This is a genomic window from Rathayibacter sp. VKM Ac-2857, from assembly GCF_013205025.1.
Classification (GTDB): domain Bacteria; phylum Actinomycetota; class Actinomycetes; order Actinomycetales; family Microbacteriaceae; genus Rathayibacter.
On sequence record NZ_JABMLE010000004.1, the window covers coordinates 484,993 to 504,041 of the forward strand.

Genomic DNA, 19,049 nt, shown 5'->3' on the forward strand with positions numbered 1-19,049 from the left:
GTGACGCGCAGCTCTCGCACCGTGTCGTTCCTCGCGGGCCTCACGGTCGCTGCACTGCTCGCGGGCTGCGCCCCGACGCTCTACGGCCCCGGGGACGCGACCGCGGAGATCGCCCGGACGACCGCACGCGAGAGTGCCGCCGCGCTGGCGGATCGGATCGGCACCGACCGGCCCGACGACATCGACGAGGTCGCGAGGGAGGCCGCCGCCGAGGGCGCCGACCTGGTCGGGATCGAGTCCTTGGACGCGCCCGAACTCGGTGATGCGTTCGGCGCCCTCACGTCGCGCACGGTCGGCGTGGACGGTGAGCCCTACTGCTTCCGCATCGAGTTCGACTTCTACGGCCGGCACAGCGTCGACGGCGTCACGGTCTTCGGCACCACGGCCGGTGTGCAGGACGTCGAGTGCGACGCGTCGACCCCGAGCGTCGCTGCGCCGCCCGACACGCGCGAGGTCGTCGTGCCGGCCTCGAACGCGGAGGCGGCCGCGGTCGAGGTGTTGACCGCGCTGCCCGAGGACCCGGGCGCGATCGAGGACATCGCCGCCGCGATCAGCGAGCGTCTGACGACTCCGACGGGGCCTCGGGAGGTGGCCGCGCAGCCGACGGTGGTGCTGCGGGGGACGGACGTCGGAGTGTCGATGGGGCATGCCGAGGACTGCGTCCTCGTCAAGCGCGAGGCGGGCGCCGTCTCCCGCGTCGTGGTGGCACCGGTGCTGCTCCAGCCGGGCGAGCTCGGCTGCACCGCCGACACGGCTCTGAGCTCGCCGGAGTCGCTGCGCCCCCCGCACTGACGCGGCGTCGAGAGATCGAGCGAGACGCGACAGGAGCACGCGCGAGGACGGCGATCGCGCGCGCAGTGCAGATCGAGGTGTACCGCGCCGGCCGATGCGCTTGTCTGCGCACGGCGAGGCCGACAGCTGTCAGTTCTAGTGCTGCGGCGGCTGGTCGACTCGGCGGTCGGCAGCGCGCTTCTCGCGTCGGAGCTGCCGTCCACCGCCCGCGATCAGGGCCAGGGCGAGCACGATGCTGCCGAGGCGGACCGGCCAGGGCATGTCCGGGAACATGATCATCGGCAGGGCGGCGACGAACGTCGCCCCGATGAAGTACCAGACCGCGACCGGTGCGGGGGGATTCTCGTTCGAAGCCATGCCTCCACGGTAGGTGCGGCGGACTGCTCGAGCCTCCCTCTCGCGACGCAGATCCGACGGGCGGTCGCGTCCGTGCGCCCGGGACGACCCGTCCCCGGCGGGCGCCCGAGCGAGCCTCGGCTGCCTGCAGCGCCACGGACGGCGCGGCCCGGCAGCATCACCTCGGAGGCGGCATCAGCGCGACGCGCGCCGACCGGCTCACCGCTTCTCGACCGTGAGAATCACGGCGGCGAGGAGGGCGCCGATGGCGTTCATGAACCCTGGTCGGGCGGGGGAAGCCGGCTGCCCCGGGTGCGTTCTCGCCGCGGATCGACAGGTGAGCCGCCGTCCCGGGTGAGGTGCGGGTCAGCTGTGCGTCGTGTTCTCCCGCATGTCCTCGAGGCTCAGCTCCGGTGCGCCACCGGCCGCCGCGGCCGGGTCCATCCACACGAAGTCCCAGTGGTGTCCGTCCGGGTCGTCGAAGCTCTTCGAGTACATGAAGCCGTGGTCCTGGGTGCCGGCGTCCGTCGCTCCCGCGGCGAGGGCCTTCTCGTGCACGGCGTCGACCTCCGCCTTGCTCTCGGCGCTGAGGGCGAGCTGCACCTCGGTCGAGGTGGTGGCGTCGATGATCGACTTGCTGGTGAACTCGGCGAAGAACTCGCGCGTGAGCAGCATCGCGGTGATCGTGTCGCTGATCACCACGCTGACGGCGTTCTCGTCGCTGAAGCCCTCGTTGATGGAGTACCCGAGCGCCTCGTAGAACGCGCGGGACCGCGCGATGTCGCTGACGGCCAGATTGACGAAGATCGTGGTGGGCATGGGAGCGTCTTTTCTTCCAGGGTGCCGGTGGCCCGCCGCCGCCGAGCGTCAGTGAATGATGCTGACCGCCCGGCGACGATGTCAAGGGACGTGGTGAGGCCGTTCGGGGAAGGACTCCGGGTGGCCGTCACCGTGTTCCGGAGCCTGCTCGAGTGGTCGGGGCGGCGTCGAGGGCGTCTCAGCCCTCGTCTCGGCCCGCGTTGCCCGCGCGCCCCGCGCCCCACGCGGCTCCGAGCGCGAAGAGCGTGTCCACGCCGTAGTGCTCCATCGCCGCGGAGATGCGGCGCCGGCCGGTGCGGGGGTTGATGCCGAGGCGGTTCGAGGCGCTGTCGAGGGTGTTGCCCTGCTGCATCAGGCGCAGGATCGGCAGCCACGACTGCTCGTCGGTGCCCAGCGGGTCAGCTCGCTGCCAGAGTTCGTCGAAGTAGGCGCGGACGATGTTCGCGAGCCCCGCGTGCCGCACGCCGAGCACGCTCGTCGGAGTCGCCTCGCCCCAGACGAAGGGCAGCGCGAGGTGGTCGCCGTCGACCCAGAACCAGCCCGGCGGCCGGTCGAGCGAGCGGTACTCCAGCCCGGTCGGGCCGTAGAGGGCCATGCGCTCGAGCACGCGCGGGTCGGCGGCGGCGGAGGAGGGGACGATGATGCGCACGGCGTCGCGCGCCTTGAGCGCGTCGCCGAAGCGCAGGGCGCGCTCGGGCGGCGCCGTCATCAGCCGGTCGATGCTGGCGAACACGGCGACGAGCGAGCTCGAGGGTCCGCCGGCGAGCTCCCACAGCAGGTCCTCCGCGGCGTACGGACCGTGACGCAGGACCGTGGGCACGAGGTCCGCGGCCGCCTCTCCCGTCGACCAGGCGCGGAGCACCGCGGGCAGGTTCTCGAGGATCTTCTCGATGCCGGACATGGCGTCCTCGGCCGCGACGCGCACCCGGCGGGTGTGCACAGAGACGGCCTCGTTCGCCCAGTCGGCGGGCGGCGGGTAGGCCAGCGTCTCGCCCGCGCCGCCGATCAGTCCGCGGTCGCGGAGCCTCTGCACGGCGGCGGCGACCTGCGCGGGCTCGAGGTGCGTCGCGAGCACGGCGTCGTCGACCGTGGCCGGCCGTCCGCGCAGCAGGATGCCCAGCAGGGTCTCGTCGTCCATGGGTCCCCTTCGGTGACGTGCAGTGCGCCTCGACCCGACAGTGCCCAGAAGCGGCCATGTCCGCAAGCCGCCCTGATCACCGCGGCGACCTGATAGGGACACGGCGTCTGGTCGCCACCCGCCCCGCCATGGCGTCCCGAACGCTCCACGACGTCGTTCCGACGGCCGGCCCGAGCCCGGCGGGCCTCGTCAAGCGGCTCGATGCGCCCACTGCGCGGCTCCTCGATCAGCAGGGGGAGTTCCCCACGCACGAGGTGATCTGCCGCAGGAGACCCACCTACCCCGAGGACGTCGGTGTGTTCCGCGCCCTGTGCCGGGAGGCGCCCCTCCGCTCGAGATGACGCGCGGCTCTCCACGGCCGCACGAGCCTGCGGTGATCGGGTCATCGGACCTGGTGCCGGCCCCGCGTCTCGCGGCACTCTGGACCCATGACCTCGCCGATGATCGATCCCTCCGTCCCTCCGAGCGGCCCCGGCTGCGTCGAGTGCGAGCAGTCGGGCTCGTGGTGGCTGCATCTGCGCCGCTGCGCGCGCTGCGGTCACGTCGGCTGCTGCGACGACTCGCTGAACCGGCACGGGACCAAGCACTGGCGGGCGACGGGCCACACGGTGATGCAGAGCTTCGAGCCCGGCGAGGACTGGTTCTGGGACTTCAGCACTGACGACTACACCGACGGTCCGCGCCTCGCGGATCCGCAGAGCCACCCGGCGGGTCAGACGACTCCCGGGCCGGCGGACCGTGTGCCCCGCGACTGGCAGGAACTCCTCACCGAGCGCTGAGCCGCGCCGCTCGGCGCCGAGCCGAGTCGCGCCGTGCGCGCGCCGGGGGAGTTCTCCGTCGGCGTGTGGACCGGGCGGAGCGTGACGCCCCGCCCGGATCGGCGGATCAGGCGTCGAGCGACCACCGCGGACGGACCCAGTGGCAGGTGTAGCCGCCGGGGTGCTTGCGCAGGTAGTCCTGGTGCTCCTCCTCGGCGTCCCAGAACTCGCCGGCGGGCTCGACCTCGGTGACGACCGGTCCGGGCCAGCGACCCGACGCGTCGATCTCGGCGATCGTCTCGCGCGCGACCTTCTCCTGCTCGGGGGAGAGGTAGAGGATCACGGAGCGGTAGGCGGTGCCGATGTCGTTGCCCTGGCGGTTCTTCGTCGTGGGGTCGTGCACCTGGAAGAAGAACTCCAGCAGATCGCGGTAGGAGGTCTGCTCGGGATCGAACTCGATCTCGACGGCCTCCGCGTGGTCGCCGTGGTGGCGGTAGGTGGCGTTCGGGGTGCTGCCGCCGGCGTAGCCGGCCCGGGTGCTGAAGACACCGGGCATGTCGCGGAGGAGCTCCTGGAGCCCCCAGAAGCAGCCGCCCGCGAGGATCGCGCGCTCCTCGGCCATCAGACGCCGACCTTCGCGGCGTACTCGGAACGCGTCTCGTGCAGGGAATCAGTCATGGGATCAGTCCATCACGGACGAGGACGTCTCCGCCCGGGTCGGAGGACTCTCCGAGCAGGACGGCTCCGCGAGATCGAGTCGGATGACCTGGGTGGGGGAGCGGCGGACGCGGGTCACTCCGCTGCGCTGACGCCGGCGGGGCGGCGAGCGGGCCACGTCGGCCGGCGCTGAACGCGCAGAGGCACCCCGGACCTCCCGGGGTGCCTCTTCCCGTCGAGGTGACGGGGTGATCTGACGCGTCGGAGCTACTCCTGGATGAACGCCAGCAGGTCGGGGTTGAGGACGTCCGCGTGGACGGTCAGCATGCCGTGGGGGTAGCCCTCGTAGATCTTGAGGGTGGAGTTCTGCAGCAGTTCGTGCTGCTTCAGCGCGGCGTCCTTGTAGGGGACGACCTGGTCGTCGTCGCCCTGCGTGACGAGGACCGGGACGGTGATCGCCTTCAGGTCCTCGGTCTGGTCGGTCTCGGAGAACGCCGCGATGCCGTCGTAGTGCGCGAGCGCGCTGCCGGTCATGCCCTGACGCCACCAGTTGTCGATCACGGGCTGCGAGACGGTCGCGCCTGGTCGGTTGAAGCCGTAGAACGGGCCGGAGGCGACGGCCTGGAAGAACTCGGCCCGGTTGGCCGCGAGCGCATCCCGGAAGCCGTCGAAGACGGACTTCGGCGTCCCGTCGGGGTTCGACTCGGTCTGCACCATCAGCGGAGGCACGGACGAGACGAGGACCGCCTTCGCGACGCGACCCTGAGGCTCGCCGTACCGGGCGACGTAGCGCGCGACCTGGCCGCCGCCGGTGGAGTGGCCGATGTGGATCGCGTTGCGCAGATCGAGGTGCTCGACCACCGCGTTCACGTCACTCGCGTAGTGGTCCATGTCGTGCCCGGTGCCGACCTGGGTCGACCGCCCGTGGCCGCGGCGGTCGCTCGCGATCACCCGGTAGCCGTGGGCGTGGAAGAACAGCATCTGCGCGTCCCAGTCGTCCGAGGAGAGCGGCCAGCCGTGATGGAAGACGATGGGCTGCGCGTCGGCGTTCCCCCAGTCCTTGTAGTAGATCTCCACTCCGTCGTCCGTGGTCACAAACGGCATGATTGAACCTCCATGGTCAGGTCGATCGCGAGCCCTGCCCGGACCGAATCCGAAGTGCTCCCCGGCCCAGGAAGGGCGGAGAGTCGCCTCACGATAACGGCAGTGGATCGCTCTGCGGAGGTCGGCCCCGAATGTTCCTACGTCTGTCGAGATCGCTCTCCGAGCGGCGGTCGACGGCGCTGACCCGACGTGCGCGATCGAACAGGCCGCCAGGCGTGGCCGTTGGACAGAATCTGCTGTTCTCCGAGCGTCATAGCGACAGATCTCGTCCAATGGAGGACCGCGGGGGAGCGCAGCGCCGGGCCGGCTGCACTGGACGGACGCTGCCGTCGAGCCGTTGGCCGAGGGCATGCAGCTGGGCTCAGCGACGGGGTGGCGCGAGTGCGTCGCGCAGAACGATCAGGAGTTCACCAGCTCCGAGGCGTCACTCGGCTCGACCGGCGCCCCGCGGAGCAGGGGAGCGACCATCGCACTCGCGTCGCTATCCGTACGGATCGACGAGACCTCTCTCTGTGACGAACTGCCGGAAGTTCCCTTCCTTGAAGGGCAATCGATATTCGGTGCGCAGGAGTCGGTCGGCGACGTGTTCCGCGGAGCTGAGGGCCAGATGTCCCTCGTTGATCAGATCGCAGAGGATCGAGATGCTGGTCTTCACCGTTACACCGCGGATCTGTGCGAGCTTCCGCGCCGTACCGTCGTCGATGACGGCGACCGCCGCGTGAGCCTCGGCGAGCGCTAGCACGCCGCATTCGCCGACATTGGTGGGAGGCACGTCGACCAGGCGCCCGTAGTAGAAACCGAACGTCATGTTCTCGGGATCACCTACCGTCCTGAGAGACAGCCACGGCGCATCGAGGACTTGACGCAGATGAGGGTGCGAATCGACTCCGCGGCTCAGCTCTGCGTGAACGGTGTCCGGCAGCCACGCTCTTCCTTCACCGACGTACAGCTCGAGCAGCCCGAGCCAGCCCGCCTGCGTGAAGTGGCTGAGGGGACCTTCGTCGAAGACGAACGTCTGATCGGAACGACCGCTCATCGCAGGAGGGACCAGATCTCGTTCTCGTGCCTCTCGGGAAGAAGCGGGAGGTCGTCGTGCTCGAACGTGCCGGCAAGCAGCCCCAGAGCGCGTTCGGCAGAGAGCTCTTCCGCTCTGTACAGGGTCAGGACCGCCCTGGCATAGGCGGAGGGAACGGTGGTTCCCTCGAGATCGATCGGTGCGAAGAGGCCGTGCTCGACGATGTCCGCCCTGTTGGTGCGAGTGCCTCGCACCTCGGCCATCTCTGCGGCGGACGCGAGATCCAGCTCGTTCAGTCGGCGTGCGATCGTCGCCATATCGATCTGGAATCGATTGCCGATCAGGACCGCACTGGTGCGGACGCCGTGGATGAGACGCGACTCCTGCCAGAACTCTGCGAAGGCTGTCGGTGGAGCGAGGAAGGCGCGTGCGAACCTGTCGAGCAAGACTTCCGTGTGGTCTGAATCGCTGTGATCGGCGACGCGCCAGTCCACTGCGTAGCCGTCACGGACGAGGACGTGGCCCAGCTCGTGAGCAAGGGCGAGACGCCGACGACCGACGGCGTTGGTCGAGTTCACGAGGGCGACCGCTCCACGATCGAGAGTCGTCGAGGCGGCATCCGCCGTCTCGGGACCGAGAGCGGTGCTGAAGGCCATCACACCGACGCGCCCGACGACGTCTCCGATGCTGCGGACTGCAGAACCGTGGGGGAGGCCGCAGGCGGCCCGAGCCAGTGCCGCGAGCGACTCGGCCTCAGCGCCGTTCGTCGGCATCTCGGCCTGGTCGACTGTCTTCTCCACCAACGTCGGGACGATGTCGGCGACGAAACTCACGTGGCGCGCCAGCGCTTCCAGAGAGGTGTCGATGCCTGCGAGGTCCAGGCTCGGATCGAGGCGGGTTCGATGCTCCATGACAGCCGACGGCCCGTCGGAGAGAAGCCACTCGAAGCGCTGGCCGAGCGCCTCTGCGATGCGCATCAGCTCCATCGCGCCGACCCCGCGTCGACCGCCCTCGATCTTCGCGATCGCACTCCGCTCCAGGGAAGCGCGAAGGCCCAGGTCGCTCTGCGTCAGCCGTGCGCGCTCACGTGCCTGCGCGATCCGGCGTCCGATCTCTCTCGTGTCGTCAGCCATGTGTGCGATTTTAGACCACGCGGTGAGAGCGCCGCGAAGGATTGCTGGTGGGTCGTCGCGTCGTGCCGGTGCAAGGCCGTGGCATATCTCGCTTGAGGGCCGGAGTGCTCTGGTCCGCGGGCGCACGTGGTCCGGAGTTGCGGGGCCTCCGAGCGCTCAGCGCAACATCCGATAATGCACATTATGTCAGTTTGTTTGCAAGGACCCCTCACGACGGGCTCCGAGGTGTGGGTTGCACACGAGCCTCGGAACCCGCCGGAGTCCCGCCTGCTAGGCGCCGGGTGCGAGGCCGAGCTGCGTGAGGATGCCGAGCTCGTCGCTGCTTCCCCAGCGCTCGGCGAGCTTGCCGTCGACGAAGGTGCTGATCTGCATGCCGCGGATCTTCACGGACTTGCCCGTCGGCGCGTGGCCCTGGAACACACCGGTCTGCGTGCCGGTCAGCGTGTAGGCGAACGCGACGCTGTCGTCGTCCGCGACGAGCTTCTCGACTTCGAGCGCCATGTCGGGGAACGCGGTCCGCAGGTCGCCGAAGAACGCGGCGTATCCCTCCGGACCGGGTGCCTGGCCGGGCGCCGGGTCGTGATCGACCGAGTCGGGCGCGACGAGTGCGTCGAACGCGGCGAAGTCGCCGGCGTTGACCGCCTCACCGAAGGCCTGCTGGGCGGCGATGTTCTGCTCGCGAGTCATGTGCTGTCACCTGTTCTGCACCGGTCCGGTGCCTCGAGGAGTGATGCGGGTCGTCAACGACGGTACGCAAGCCCGTCGGGGGCGGTACAGGGCTTGCGCGCTCCCCCGGGCGCGCCCATCGCCGCTCCTAATGATCGTGATCATGTCAGTCTGCTGTGCGGAAGATGCGCGAACGGGCTCCCCTGCTACGAGTCAGCGAGTGAGACGCTCTCGACGGAGTGAATGCCTCCTGCCGGGCCGTTCTTGCGTGGAGGTGCGCGAATCTGATGCCCCCACCGGCGCCGGAGAAGCTTCGCGCTGCTCAATCAGCGAGAGGACATAAGCTCGCACACATGGCAGCCGGCGCAGTGATGTACAACTTCGCGATACAGCTGGCTGATGTGGACCGCGGCGTCTACGAAGACATCACGCTGCGGGCCGCTCGGCACCCTTCCGAGACCGACGTGTACATGATGACGCGCGTGCTCGCGTACTGCCTCGAATACGTGGAGGGGATCACCTTCAGCGAGGGGATCTCGTCGACGGCGACCGAGCCGGCGGTGCTGGTCCGTGATCTCACCGGCAGGTTGACCACGTGGATCGAGGTGGGCGCGCCGGATGCCGAGCGACTGCACTTCGGGAGCAGGCTGGCCGACCGCACGACGGTCTACACGCATCGCAACCCGGAGAAGGTGATCGCGGCGTGGTCGGGCAAGCGAGTCCATCAGCTCGAGCAGATCACCGTGCAGAGCTTCGACCAGGGGTTCCTGGACGCCGCGGTCGCGGTACTGGAGCGCCGCAACACGCTGACCGTGTCGGTCGTCGAGGGGCAGCTGTATCTCGAGTTCAACGGCGTGACGTCGAGCAGCGACATCCACGTGCATCAGCTGGGCTGAGCCGGCCCGCGGGACGGGCTCCGTCGTCGACCACTGAGCGGTGCACCGTGTGCGGCGTCGCATCCCTCGGAGTGCGACCCCGAGCTAGCGGGAGGCTCGGCGGGCGTCCTCCCGCAGGCGCATCCCGGCCTCGTCGTCGAGCCAGTTCGGCCCGGTGTTCCGGAGGAGGACCACGTACACCGCCAGAGAGACGAGGATCACGGCGGTGACGTAGCCGATGAAGGCCGGCACCTGGTCGGCGCCGAGAGCGCCGGCGTAGAGCAGGGGCGCGGTGCCGCCGAAGACCGAGTTCGCGAGCGCGTAGCCGAATCCGAGCCCGAGTGCCCGGATGTGCGTCGGGAACAGCTGCGCCTTCACGACGGCGTTGATGGACGTGTAGCCGGTGAGGATCACGAAGCCGACCACGAGGATCGCGAAGGCGGCGAACGGGTCGGTCTGCTCCGGAAGTGCGGTGAGGAGGAACCAGGTGTAGGCCACTCCCCCGATTCCGAAGAACACCAGGAGGGTCTTGCGGCCGACGATGTCCGAGAGCCAGCCGCCGAGCGGCTGCAGGAGCATTAGCGTCGTCAGGGCGATCAGGTTGATGACGGTGCCCGTGATCACGTCGTCGCCGGCGAACGCGCTCTTGATGATGTTCGGCCCGGTCACCGAGTACGTGTAGAAGGCGACCGTGCCGCCCATCGTCACCGCGAAGCACAGGAGCAGCGGCCGCCACTGGTGGACGAGCAGCTCGCGCATCGAGCCGTTCTGACGGGACCGCCCCGCTTTGACCGCGTCGATCTGCGTGGTCTCCAGCGACTCGTCCATGGTGCGCCGGAGCCAGAACACGACGACCGCCGCGACGCCTCCGATGCCGAAGGCCACCCGCCAGCCCCAGGCGGAGATCGCCTCGTCGGGCAGGGTGGCGACCATCACGAGCAGCGTCAGCTGAGCGAGGACGTGCCCGCCGACGAGGGTGACGTAGTGGAACGACGAGAGGAAGCCGCGCCGGCCGGGAAGGGCCGCCTCGGACATGTAGGTGGCGCTCGTCCCGTACTCCCCGCCGGTGGCGAAGCCCTGCAGCAGTCGTGCGAGGACCAGGATCACCACCGCTCCCCCGCCGATCGACTCGGCCGTCGGCGCGAAGGCGACGAGGAGGGAGCAGGCGGCCATCAGGGAGACCGAGATCGTCAGCGCGAGTCGGCGCCCGTGCCGGTCCGCGAAGCGGCCGAAGAACCAGGAGCCGATCGGCCGCATGAGGAAGGTGACCGCGAAGATGGCCCAGATGTAGAGCGTCGAGTTCTTCTCGCCCGGAGCGAAGAACTGCGATTCGAAGTAGAAGGCGAAGACGGAGTAGACGTAGACGTCGTACCACTCGACGAGATTGCCCGCGGAGCCCTTCAACGTGTTGGAGATGGAGCGGCGGAGGCTGCTGGGGATCTTCGTCGTCGTCGTCGACATGATGGTCCGATCATCAAGGGTTTCCGGATGGGAAGGGGTCTCGGGACGATGAGGGAGCTGCGGCGTCGTCGCCGTCGGCGCTCCGCGTCGCCACGAGCCCAGGGGCATCTCTACCGCATTCCCGGCGGCGGATCCGGAAACCTAACGGTCTCCTGACGCGATCGAGTTCGAACCGCGACGAGGTCGGCTGCGTCTCGCGCCAGTCAGGCAGCGAAGCCGACCAGACCAGTATGGTCTCTCGGTGGAGGTAGACACATGAGGATCCGTACTGAGAACTCGCTGAGGTCATCGGCGCCGAGGGCTCTTGCCGTCGTTTCGATCGTCACCATCGCCGCTTCGCTCTCCGGGTGCTCAGCGGGAGACGCCGCGCCGCCGAAGCCCACTGTCGCTCCGCTCCCGGCTGCTGAGGTGGAGCGCGCACTGGCCGAGAAGCAGGATCAAGACTGGGATCTGCTGGCAGTCAAGTATCCAGACGCGGTCCGACCCGAGGTCGACGTGATCCGCACCGTGAACCCCGAGGAGTCGACGTCAGCGATCGCCGCCTGCATGGTCTCAGCCGGCTTCCCGGAGACCAAGGCCGATTCCGACGGCAGCCTCAACTACGGTTCCTTCCCCACGGCGCAGACGCGGACTCACGACATCAGCCTGTTCGTGTGCGAATCGCAGTATCCGATGGATCCGAGATTCGACACGGCAACGAGCGAGGCGCAGTACGAGTTCCTTTACCACTACTACGCGCACGACCTCTCCGAGTGCCTGGAGAGTCACGGCATCGACGTGCCGGAGGCGCCCACCTACGAGACCTTCCGCGACACCATCGATTCGCGAGAGGCGTGGAACCCCTACCTCAGTTTCGAACCCACCGGGGATACGCAGTGGCTCGCCGTGAACAAGGACTGCCCGGAGACGCCTCCGGGCTACTTCGGCGAGTGACGAGCGCTTCACTGCTCCACATGCCTGATTACTGCGACCGCCTTCACCCACGTCACGGATTTCGTGGCAGAAACAGAATGGAGAACATGATGAGAAAATCACGTCCAGCAGCAGCAGCAGTGGCTCTGGTGGGGGGAATTGCTTTGGCGCTGATAGTCCCGGCGCCGGCCAACGCTGCGTCCTATTCGTGCGGTGGCACTCGCACAGTCGGCATCTCGGCGGTCTACTCGACGTCGAGCGACGGGGACGGGGGGATTCTCCACGGGTACGAGTCGACCAATGGTCGGACCTACGGCAAGGATTTCAGTTCACCCGCCAAATTGCCGGGTTCCCACAGAACATTCTCCCAGTCGGCGTTCCGCGGCGTTTCGAGCTGGAGTGTGGGAACCAACGGCACGGCCAGCCTGAACAGCTCGGGCGCGAGCTGCTACCAATGATCGAGATCTCTGCCTCGATCAGCGACGGCTGATCAGGCGCGACCGGTCGGAGGTGACAGCCGCCCTCCGACCGATCTCTGTAAGAAAAGGAGTGTGCTGGTGAAAGCCGATCGATCGCCTCGGAGACGTCTTCTCTCTCCCGTCGCCGCACTCGCCTGCTGCCTGGTGGTGATGGCCGGGGCGGCGGGCCTCTGGGCCGGAGCGGTGATCTTCACGCCGGCAGAGGAGGTCGTGCCGGTGACCGACTACACGACCGCCGTCGCTCGCGCGGGTGCTGTCAGCGCGTCGGTGGACCTGGTGGCGACCGCCCACTGGAGCCAGTCGCCCGCGGGAACCAATTCGGCACACGGCACGGTGACGACGGTCAGTCACGTTCCCGGTGAGGTCGCCGATCAGGGCGAGGAGCTCTACTCCGTGGACCTTCGGCCCGTGGTTCTCGCGCGCGGCGTGATTCCCGCGTTCCGGGACATCGACGGGACGAGCGAGGGCGAGGACGTGGAGCAGCTGCAGGAGCTGCTGGGCGACCTCGGGTATTACCGCGGTGCTGCGGACGGTGCGCCCGGACCGCGCACCGCGGCGGCGATCAAGGAGTGGCAGAAGGCTGCAGGATTCCCGGTGGACGGCGTCGTCCGACGGGGCGATCTGGTCTTCGTGCCCGAAGTGCCGACCCGGCTGGTCGTCGACGAGACCCTCATCACTCGAGGAGCCGTGGTCTCGGGCGGCGAGGTCGTCGCGAGGACGCTGCCGAGGACGCCGACGTTCTCCGTCACGGCGACAGCGGCCCAGGCCGCTCAGATCGGCGTGGGAGTCGCGGCGGAGATCACCGGACCGGACGGACCCTGGCGGGCGGTCACGACGGTCCAGGAGGTGAAGCCCGAGGTCGGGGTGTCGATAGCGCTCGCCGGCGTGGACGGCGAGATCATCTGCGGCGAGGAGTGCGCGGATCTCGACGTGACTCAGGACACCCTACTCCCCGTCGTCCTCACGACGACACCCGAGACGTCGGGTCTGACCGTCCCGACCGCGAGCATCCGGACCGACGTGAACGGGGATCTCGAAGTGACGGACTCGGCCGGCGAGAGACATCGTGTGGACGTCGTCGCTGCAGCCAAGGGCATCTCGGTCGTGACCGGCCTCGTGGAAGGCACGGAAGTGCGCGTCTACGGCGACGACGCTGCACCCCGATGATCACCGCTGAGAGCATCGACTTCAGCTATCGACGCGGCCCCCGAGTCCTGTCCGACTTCAGCGCTGTCGTGATGCCCTCCGAGATGGTCGCGATCACCGGCCCATCGGGAAGGGGAAAGTCGACCCTGCTCTACGTCCTGGGCCTGATGGCGACTCCGGAATCGGGACGGATCCGGATCGATGGCATCGACGTCAGTGGCCTGAGTGATCGATCGAGGGCGGAGTACCGCGCGGAGAACATCGGGTTCGTTTTCCAAGACGCCGCTCTGGATCCCACGAGAACGGTCCTCGACAACATCGTCGAGACTTCTCTCTATCAAGGGCGCAGGAACAAGGCGGTGGAACTCACGGCGCACGGCCTGATGGAGCGCTTCGGCGTCGCCCTGCGCGCCTCGGCGAGACCCCACCAGGTCTCCGGCGGCCAGGCGCAGCGGATAGCACTGTGCCGGGCGCTCATCAACGATCCGACGATCATCCTCGCGGACGAGCCGACGGGGAATCTCGATCCCGACTCCGCGGCGGTGGTCGTCGACGCACTGCGAGAGCGCGCCCGATCGGGTTCGTGCGTGATCGTGGTCACTCACGACGAGACGGTCGTCGCCTCCTGCGACCGGAGGATCAGCCTGTGAGGCGGAGATTCGTCCTGCCCGTGCTCCGGGAAGCCCTCGCCTCCTCGATCGCGCAACCGGTGGCCTCTCTCCTCACTCTGGTGATGGTGGTGGCGATGTGCGCCGGGATCGTTCTGACGACCGGGCGGACCGTGGGTACGGAGCAGAGCGTCATCGCGACAGTGGATTCGGTGGGGACGCGTTCCATCCTGGTCCGAGGGGAGGCAGAGGCGGGCCTGTCCTCGGACGCACTGGAGAGGATCTCCCGACTCTCCGGCGTGCAGTGGGCCGCAGCGTTCTCGGATGCCAGTGACGTCGGCAACTCCCGGATCGCGGAGGGGAGGAAGGTGGCGCTTCGATCGGTGTGGTCGTCCGACTTCGCAGAGCTGGGAATCGAGGTGGGGCGGTTCCCCAGCGGCTCGGCGTGGGCGTCCGAGGAGGCTCTCGCCACTCTGGGCTTCGCCGAGCAGACCGGCTCGGTCTCTTCGGGCAGTGGAGCCGGGGTCGACGTCGTCGGGACCTTCGCCCCGTCCGAGTACCTGTCCTTCCTCGGCCCGTCCGTCCTGGTCCCGATGCCGCCGTCCTCGACCAGGAGTGTCGGCTATCTGATCGTCATCGCGTCGGAATCCGAGACGATCCGCCCGCTGACGCGATCGATCGGCTCCCTTCTGGCTCCGGCGAACCCGCAGGTCGTCACCGTGACGACGAGCGCTCGGTACGCGGACCTGCGGGCCGTTCTCGAGGGCACTCTCGGGGGTTTCGGGCGAGATCTCGTGGTTCTCATCGCCGGCGCGGGCGCGGTCCTGGTCGGTGCGACGCAGTACGGTCTCGTCCAGATGAGGCGGAAGGACTTCGGACGTCGTAGGGCTCTCGGCGCCACGAGAGGCCTGATCGTCCTGCTCGTCGTCTGTCAGGTCCTTCTCGTCGCGACGATCGGCGCTCTTCTGGGCACGGTGGGATCCGCCGTGTTCCTAGTGGCCGGCGGCGACCCGCTTCCCGGCATCGACTTCCTGGTCGCCACGGGCGCTCTGGCGATCGTGGTCTCCGTCTTCGCCGCGCTTCTCCCCGCTCAGAGGGCGGCGAGCAGGGATCCGCTGCACGAGCTGCGAGTGCCGTGATCCTGAGGGATCCCGCTCGAGGACGAAGCCCCGTGCGACCCGCCCCGCTTGCCGGCCCCCGATCGACGCGCTCCTCCATTCGCCAGGATCTGCGGTTCCGACCCGCGGAGAACAGCAGATCCTGTCGAATGGCGGACGGATTCGCTACGCGGTGGTGGTCTGCGGCGCCCGCGTGCGCGTCCGCAGCCGGTACAGGCTGGTGGTGGCGACGATGAAGAGGTCGGTGCCGTCCGTTCCGCCGAAGCAGACGTTCGCCACGACCTCCGGCACGGGCACGAAGAGCAGCTCGGCGCCGTCCGGGGCGAAGACGTGCACACCGTCGCCGGCGGAGGACCACACCCGGCCGCGCTCGTCGACGGCGATCCCGTCGGGGAAGCCCTGCTCGGTCTCCGCGAAGAGCCGCCCGTTGCGGGTGCCGACGCCGCCGTCGACGACGTCGTAGGCGCGGATCCAGTGGCCCGGGCCGTCCTCGAGGCTCATCGCCGTGTCGGTCACGTAGACCGTCGCGCCGTCGGGCGAGAAGGCGATGCCGTTCGGCTGCACGATGTCGGTGACGACCGGCGCGAGGCCGTCCTCTTCGCTCCAGCGGAACACCCAGCGCGCACCGTACTCGCGCTCGCCGGGGTGCCCCTCGGCCGGCTGCCGGATGCCGTAGTCCGGATCGGTGAACCAGTAGGAGCCGTCGGGAGCGACCGCGACGTCGTTGGGCGAGTTCAGCCTTCCGCCGTTCCAGCTCGAGACGAGCTCCTCGACGGTGCCGTCCGGCCGCTCTCGCTCCAGCCGGCGCAGCCCGTGCGAGCACTGCACGACGCTCCCGTCCTCGTCCAGCAGCCGGCCGTTGGTGAACTCGACGCCCTCGCGGTGCACCGAGGTCTCCCCCGTGGCGCTGTCCCACTGCAGGATGCGGTCGTTCGGGATGTCGCTCCAGCGCAGGCCCCCTTCGGCCGGGATCCAGAGCGGACCCTCGCTCCAGACGGCGCCCGTCCACAGCCGCTCGAGTCCGCCGTCGCCCTGGAGGAGCGCCTCGTCGGGCGTCCGCCCCTCGTCGTCCGTCCTTCTCTCGTCCGCTGTCTCGTCGCTCATCGGCTCCCGCCCTCGCTCTCGATCGTGTCCCCGTGAGGGGCTGTCCCGATCGAGCCCACCGGATGCGCGGCCTCGACGGTCAGCCCGCGGAGTACCGCTGCGATCGTCACGCGCTGGGTGAGCGCCGCGTCGGCGTCCACCGGCCACTGGCTCACGGTGCCGACGTGCGCCGCGACGACGGCCTTGGCCAGTACGTACGGCTCGACGATCGGGATGCGGCCGTGCACGGCGGCGAGGGCGACGAAGCGCTCCCCCAGCTCGAGGGAGGCGCGGCCGTCGTCGATCAGCATCAGCGCGGCGAAGGCCGGGTCGGCGGCGGCCCGTGCCAGCAGCACCGATCGCAGGGAAAACCACTCGCGGCTGGTGGGCAGCGCGTCGAGGAGGGCGCGCACGGCGTCGTCGAGCGTCTCCGCGCGGCCGTCCTCCTGAACCTGGGCCTCGAGGGCGAGGTGGAGCCGCCGCCACACCCGCGCGGCCTGCTCCTCGTGCAGGGCGAGGTAGAGCTGGTCGACGCCGCCGAAGTTGGAGTAGAAGGCGCCGCGGGTGAAGCCGGCCTGGGCGCAGATGTCCTCGACGCGCTGGCTGATGGTGCCGCTGCTCTCGAAGAGGGTGGCGGCCGCCGTGAGGAGGCGTCGTCGCGTCTCGCTCCGACGCCGGACTGGGGTGGGCTCGCCGTTGTTCACAGCGTCAGCCTAGGCGGGGCCTTGCTCGACGCGCACTTCTTCAGTACGTTCTGTATTCGATGCGAAACGTATTGAAAGCAGAAGCGGGACCGACTACCGAAGAAACCGGTCGGGGTCGACGAAGGACTCCGTGGCTGCCCCTGGTGGCGGTCGGGCTCGTCGGGGCGGTGCTCGCCTGGCTGAACCAGGTGCCGTGGTGGGGCTGGCTCGTCGTCGGCGGAGCCGTGGCACTGGTGGCGTTCGCCGCGAGGACCTGGCGTCGCCGGCGCTGGTTCGTTCGAGGAGCGGCCTGGATCGCGGCCGCGGCGGTCGTCGGAGCGGCGGCGCTCGCGGCGGGGCCGCCCGCAGCGACCCGGACCCTCGACGGTCCGCACACCGACCCGGTGGCCACCCGGCAGGGCGATGTCGTCGGAGTGCGGAACGCCTCGGCCGGCGTCGACGCGTTCGCGGGCATCCCCTACGCCGCCCCGCCGGTCGGGGCACTGCGCTGGGCAGCGCCGAGCCCCGCCCCGCAGCGGTCGACCGTCCTCGTCGCCGACGACTTCGGACCCTCCGCCGTTCAGCCCGAGCCGTCCTTCGTCTCCCGGGCCGCCACCCGTGTTCTCGACCTGCCGCTGGAGGAGACGCTGCTCGGCGGCTACGACACCGATGAGGACAGCCTGCACCTGAACATCTGGCGGCCGTCCGGCGCGGCCGCCGAGCCTCTCCCGGTGCTCGTCTACCTGCACGGCGGAGGGTTCGTCGCCGGCTCCGGCGCCCTGCCCGCCTACGACGGCACGGCGCTGGCCTCTCGCGGCGACACCGTGGTCGTCACCCTCAACTACCGGCTCGGGGTCTTCGGCTTCCTCGCCGAGGACGCCCTCGGCGGCAGCACCCCGGGCAATCAGGGCCTGCTCGACCAGGTCGCCGCGCTGCAGTGGCTGCGGGACGACATCGCCGCGTTCGGCGGAGACCCGGACCGGGTGACCGTCGCCGGTCAGTCGGCCGGCTCAGGCAGCGCCTGCCTCCTCGGCGCCTCGCCGCTGGCGACCGGACTCCTGCACGGGATCATCGGCGAGAGCGGCGGCTGCCTGGGGACGGTCGGCGACCGCGACGACGGCGACCTCTACGACAGTTCCGCCGTCGCGCGCGAGGCGGCGCTCGGTTTGAGCGAGGCGCTCGGCGGGGCGAGCCTGGCGGAGATGCGGGCGATGCCGGCCGCGCGCATCGCCGAAGCGGCGAAGAGCCTCTCGACGCACTGGTGGCCGACCGTCGACGGCGTGGTCCTCCCCGACACCCCGAGCGCCGTCTACGCGGCTGGGCGGCAGAACGACGTCCCCCTCCTCCTCGGCAGCAACTCCGACGAGACGTCACTCGACCTGATCAGCGGCGTCGACTCGGACCCGGAGGCCTGGGCCCGGGAGGCGCGGGAGGACTACGGCCAGGATGCGGACCGCTTCCTCGAGCTGTACCCGGGTGACGACGCGGACCAGGTCACGGAGTCGCGCCTGCGCGCCGGCACCGACGAGTCGATGACCGCGCCGATGCGCCGGTGGGCGCTCGCGGCCGCCGCCTCGGGGACGGCGCCCGTCCACGTCTACTCCTTCACCCGGACTCCGCCCGACCGCGGCCTGGAGCGCTTCGGCGCGTACCACGGAGCCGAGGTCATGTACGCGTACGGGAACCTCGGCGCGGACGGCGACGCCGACTACACGGAGGTCGACCGCCGGCTCGAGAGCGAGATGTCCGGGCGCTGGCTCGCCTTCGTCGCCGGCGAGGAGCCGAACACCCCTGGCGGGGAGCGCTGGCCCTCGTTCCAGGAGGCCCCCGACAGCGTCCTCGAGTTCGGCGACGCCGTCCGTGTCACCGAGCGCCCCTCCCCGGACGCGGTCGACTTCTGGACACCACCCCCGCGCATACCGCGGCCGCAGTCGTAGCGTCGATCACGGCTCGACCGCGTCAGGAGATGCGACCGGGCGGATCGCCGTCCCTCGCTCGGGACTTCGAGGCGCCGCGATGCGTCTCGAGGCCGGCGGACACGTGCGTGGGGGTGCGCGTCGTCGTGACCGACCGCCCGAGGCGGCGAGCGACCGAGCGCGCGATCCAGCGCCAGTCCTCGATCGACACCTCCAGCTCGCCGATAGGCGTGCTGAAGGCCCCGTCCGCCTCGAAGGCGACTCGGATCTCCTCGGCCGTGCGCGCGCGGATGCTGCCGGTCGTGAGGGCTGCGGGCGAGCGGGGCGGAGCGGCAGTCACGGCGCTCGGG

The 19,049-nt window shown here is 69.7% G+C and carries 20 protein-coding genes; 8 read left to right on the forward strand and 12 right to left on the reverse strand.

The window, feature by feature from the left end:
* The gene (locus tag HQQ86_RS19190) at window positions 1-792 is read left to right on the forward strand and encodes a hypothetical protein (protein ID WP_173290058.1); all 792 of its coding nucleotides are present in this window, start codon (window positions 1-3) and stop codon (window positions 790-792) included.
* Between the two features lie 135 nt (window positions 793-927).
* Here HQQ86_RS19190 and HQQ86_RS19195 read toward each other — a convergent pair whose 3' ends face one another.
* The 3 genes from HQQ86_RS19195 to HQQ86_RS19205 form a co-directional block, all read right to left on the reverse strand.
* Window positions 928-1,149, reverse strand: a complete 222-nt coding sequence (locus HQQ86_RS19195) for a hypothetical protein (protein ID WP_173290060.1) — start codon at window positions 1,147-1,149, stop codon at window positions 928-930.
* 345 nt (window positions 1,150-1,494) lie between these two features.
* The gene (locus HQQ86_RS19200; RefSeq protein ID WP_173290062.1) at window positions 1,495-1,947 is read right to left on the reverse strand and encodes a VOC family protein; all 453 of its coding nucleotides are present in this window, start codon (window positions 1,945-1,947) and stop codon (window positions 1,495-1,497) included.
* Between the two features lie 178 nt (window positions 1,948-2,125).
* Window positions 2,126-3,085 (reverse strand): helix-turn-helix domain containing protein, encoded by a 960-nt coding sequence (locus tag HQQ86_RS19205; protein WP_173290064.1) that lies wholly within the window; start codon window positions 3,083-3,085, stop codon window positions 2,126-2,128.
* A gap of 428 nt (window positions 3,086-3,513) precedes the next feature.
* Between HQQ86_RS19205 and HQQ86_RS19210 the strand changes: the two genes are divergently transcribed.
* A complete protein-coding gene (locus HQQ86_RS19210) occupies window positions 3,514-3,864 on the forward strand; it encodes a UBP-type zinc finger domain-containing protein (protein WP_173290065.1) in 351 nt (116 codons plus the stop codon).
* A gap of 106 nt (window positions 3,865-3,970) precedes the next feature.
* Here HQQ86_RS19210 and msrA read toward each other — a convergent pair whose 3' ends face one another.
* The 5 genes from msrA to HQQ86_RS19235 form a co-directional block, all read right to left on the reverse strand.
* Window positions 3,971-4,465 carry a peptide-methionine (S)-S-oxide reductase MsrA gene (msrA, locus tag HQQ86_RS19215; protein ID WP_173290067.1) on the reverse strand — a complete coding sequence of 165 codons (495 nt, stop codon included), beginning with the start codon at window positions 4,463-4,465 and terminating at the stop codon, window positions 3,971-3,973.
* A gap of 302 nt (window positions 4,466-4,767) precedes the next feature.
* Entirely contained in the window at window positions 4,768-5,604 is an 837-nt protein-coding gene (locus HQQ86_RS19220; RefSeq protein ID WP_173290069.1) for an alpha/beta fold hydrolase, read from the reverse strand.
* 481 nt (window positions 5,605-6,085) lie between these two features.
* The gene (locus tag HQQ86_RS19225) at window positions 6,086-6,640 is read right to left on the reverse strand and encodes a hypothetical protein (protein ID WP_173290071.1); all 555 of its coding nucleotides are present in this window, start codon (window positions 6,638-6,640) and stop codon (window positions 6,086-6,088) included.
* Complete coding sequence (locus tag HQQ86_RS19230; RefSeq protein ID WP_173290073.1) at window positions 6,637-7,752, reverse strand: helix-turn-helix domain-containing protein; 1,116 nt, start codon at window positions 7,750-7,752, stop codon at window positions 6,637-6,639. Before HQQ86_RS19230 ends, HQQ86_RS19225 begins: the two co-directional genes overlap by 4 nt.
* A gap of 270 nt (window positions 7,753-8,022) precedes the next feature.
* Complete coding sequence (locus HQQ86_RS19235) at window positions 8,023-8,439, reverse strand: ester cyclase (RefSeq protein ID WP_123734191.1); 417 nt, start codon at window positions 8,437-8,439, stop codon at window positions 8,023-8,025.
* 332 nt (window positions 8,440-8,771) lie between these two features.
* On the opposite strand from HQQ86_RS19235, the gene HQQ86_RS19240 reads away from it, so the two are divergent.
* Complete coding sequence (locus HQQ86_RS19240) at window positions 8,772-9,314, forward strand: YaeQ family protein (RefSeq protein WP_173290075.1); 543 nt, start codon at window positions 8,772-8,774, stop codon at window positions 9,312-9,314.
* An 84-nt stretch (window positions 9,315-9,398) separates the two neighbouring features.
* On the opposite strand, the gene HQQ86_RS19245 is transcribed toward HQQ86_RS19240, so the two are convergent.
* Entirely contained in the window at window positions 9,399-10,754 is a 1,356-nt protein-coding gene (locus tag HQQ86_RS19245; RefSeq protein ID WP_173290077.1) for an MFS transporter, read from the reverse strand.
* 255 nt (window positions 10,755-11,009) lie between these two features.
* On the opposite strand from HQQ86_RS19245, the gene HQQ86_RS19250 reads away from it, so the two are divergent.
* From HQQ86_RS19250 to HQQ86_RS19265, 4 genes are all read left to right on the forward strand, one after another.
* The gene (locus HQQ86_RS19250) at window positions 11,010-11,687 is read left to right on the forward strand and encodes a hypothetical protein (RefSeq protein ID WP_173290080.1); all 678 of its coding nucleotides are present in this window, start codon (window positions 11,010-11,012) and stop codon (window positions 11,685-11,687) included.
* A gap of 536 nt (window positions 11,688-12,223) precedes the next feature.
* Window positions 12,224-13,312: a peptidoglycan-binding domain-containing protein gene (locus HQQ86_RS19255; RefSeq protein WP_173290082.1), complete on the forward strand. Its 1,089-nt coding sequence runs from the start codon at window positions 12,224-12,226 to the stop codon at window positions 13,310-13,312.
* Entirely contained in the window at window positions 13,309-13,941 is a 633-nt protein-coding gene (locus tag HQQ86_RS19260; RefSeq protein WP_173290084.1) for an ABC transporter ATP-binding protein, read from the forward strand. The genes HQQ86_RS19255 and HQQ86_RS19260 overlap by 4 nt, the downstream gene beginning before the upstream one ends.
* Before the next feature lie 326 nt (window positions 13,942-14,267).
* Window positions 14,268-15,038 (forward strand): FtsX-like permease family protein, encoded by a 771-nt coding sequence (locus HQQ86_RS19265; RefSeq protein WP_173290086.1) that lies wholly within the window; start codon window positions 14,268-14,270, stop codon window positions 15,036-15,038.
* A gap of 144 nt (window positions 15,039-15,182) precedes the next feature.
* On the opposite strand, the gene HQQ86_RS19270 is transcribed toward HQQ86_RS19265, so the two are convergent.
* Together HQQ86_RS19270 and HQQ86_RS19275 are read right to left on the reverse strand one after the other, a co-directional pair.
* A complete protein-coding gene (locus HQQ86_RS19270) occupies window positions 15,183-16,121 on the reverse strand; it encodes an SMP-30/gluconolactonase/LRE family protein (RefSeq protein ID WP_173290088.1) in 939 nt (312 codons plus the stop codon).
* Entirely contained in the window at window positions 16,118-16,804 is a 687-nt protein-coding gene (locus HQQ86_RS19275; RefSeq protein WP_173290090.1) for a TetR/AcrR family transcriptional regulator, read from the reverse strand. The genes HQQ86_RS19270 and HQQ86_RS19275 overlap by 4 nt, the downstream gene beginning before the upstream one ends.
* A gap of 143 nt (window positions 16,805-16,947) precedes the next feature.
* On the opposite strand from HQQ86_RS19275, the gene HQQ86_RS19280 reads away from it, so the two are divergent.
* Window positions 16,948-18,720, forward strand: coding sequence for a carboxylesterase/lipase family protein (locus tag HQQ86_RS19280; protein WP_367948743.1), 1,773 nt, complete (start codon window positions 16,948-16,950; stop codon window positions 18,718-18,720).
* Window positions 18,721-18,742: 22 nt separating this feature from the next.
* Here the strand turns inward: HQQ86_RS19280 and HQQ86_RS19285 are convergent, their stop codons facing one another.
* Window positions 18,743-19,039: a hypothetical protein gene (locus tag HQQ86_RS19285; protein WP_173290094.1), complete on the reverse strand. Its 297-nt coding sequence runs from the start codon at window positions 19,037-19,039 to the stop codon at window positions 18,743-18,745.
* Window positions 19,040-19,049: the final 10 nt, after the last annotated feature.

Bases quoted from the DNA above. Each gene is read 5' to 3' on its own strand.
- HQQ86_RS19195 (WP_173290060.1), bottom strand. From the start codon at position 1,149: ATGGCTTCGAACGAGAATCCCCCCGCACCGGTCGCGGTCTGGTACTTC.
- HQQ86_RS19200 (WP_173290062.1), bottom strand. From the start codon at position 1,947: ATGCCCACCACGATCTTCGTCAATCTGGCCGTCAGCGACATCGCGCGG.
- HQQ86_RS19205 (WP_173290064.1), bottom strand. From the start codon at position 3,085: ATGGACGACGAGACCCTGCTGGGCATCCTGCTGCGCGGACGGCCGGCC.
- HQQ86_RS19210 (WP_173290065.1), top strand. From the start codon at position 3,514: ATGACCTCGCCGATGATCGATCCCTCCGTCCCTCCGAGCGGCCCCGGC.
- msrA (WP_173290067.1), bottom strand. From the start codon at position 4,465: ATGGCCGAGGAGCGCGCGATCCTCGCGGGCGGCTGCTTCTGGGGGCTC.
- HQQ86_RS19220 (WP_173290069.1), bottom strand. From the start codon at position 5,604: ATGCCGTTTGTGACCACGGACGACGGAGTGGAGATCTACTACAAGGAC.
- HQQ86_RS19225 (WP_173290071.1), bottom strand. From the start codon at position 6,640: ATGAGCGGTCGTTCCGATCAGACGTTCGTCTTCGACGAAGGTCCCCTC.
- HQQ86_RS19230 (WP_173290073.1), bottom strand. From the start codon at position 7,752: ATGGCTGACGACACGAGAGAGATCGGACGCCGGATCGCGCAGGCACGT.
- HQQ86_RS19235 (WP_123734191.1), bottom strand. From the start codon at position 8,439: ATGACTCGCGAGCAGAACATCGCCGCCCAGCAGGCCTTCGGTGAGGCG.
- HQQ86_RS19240 (WP_173290075.1), top strand. From the start codon at position 8,772: ATGGCAGCCGGCGCAGTGATGTACAACTTCGCGATACAGCTGGCTGAT.
- HQQ86_RS19245 (WP_173290077.1), bottom strand. From the start codon at position 10,754: ATGTCGACGACGACGACGAAGATCCCCAGCAGCCTCCGCCGCTCCATC.
- HQQ86_RS19250 (WP_173290080.1), top strand. From the start codon at position 11,010: ATGAGGATCCGTACTGAGAACTCGCTGAGGTCATCGGCGCCGAGGGCT.
- HQQ86_RS19260 (WP_173290084.1), top strand. From the start codon at position 13,309: ATGATCACCGCTGAGAGCATCGACTTCAGCTATCGACGCGGCCCCCGA.
- HQQ86_RS19270 (WP_173290088.1), bottom strand. From the start codon at position 16,121: ATGAGCGACGAGACAGCGGACGAGAGAAGGACGGACGACGAGGGGCGG.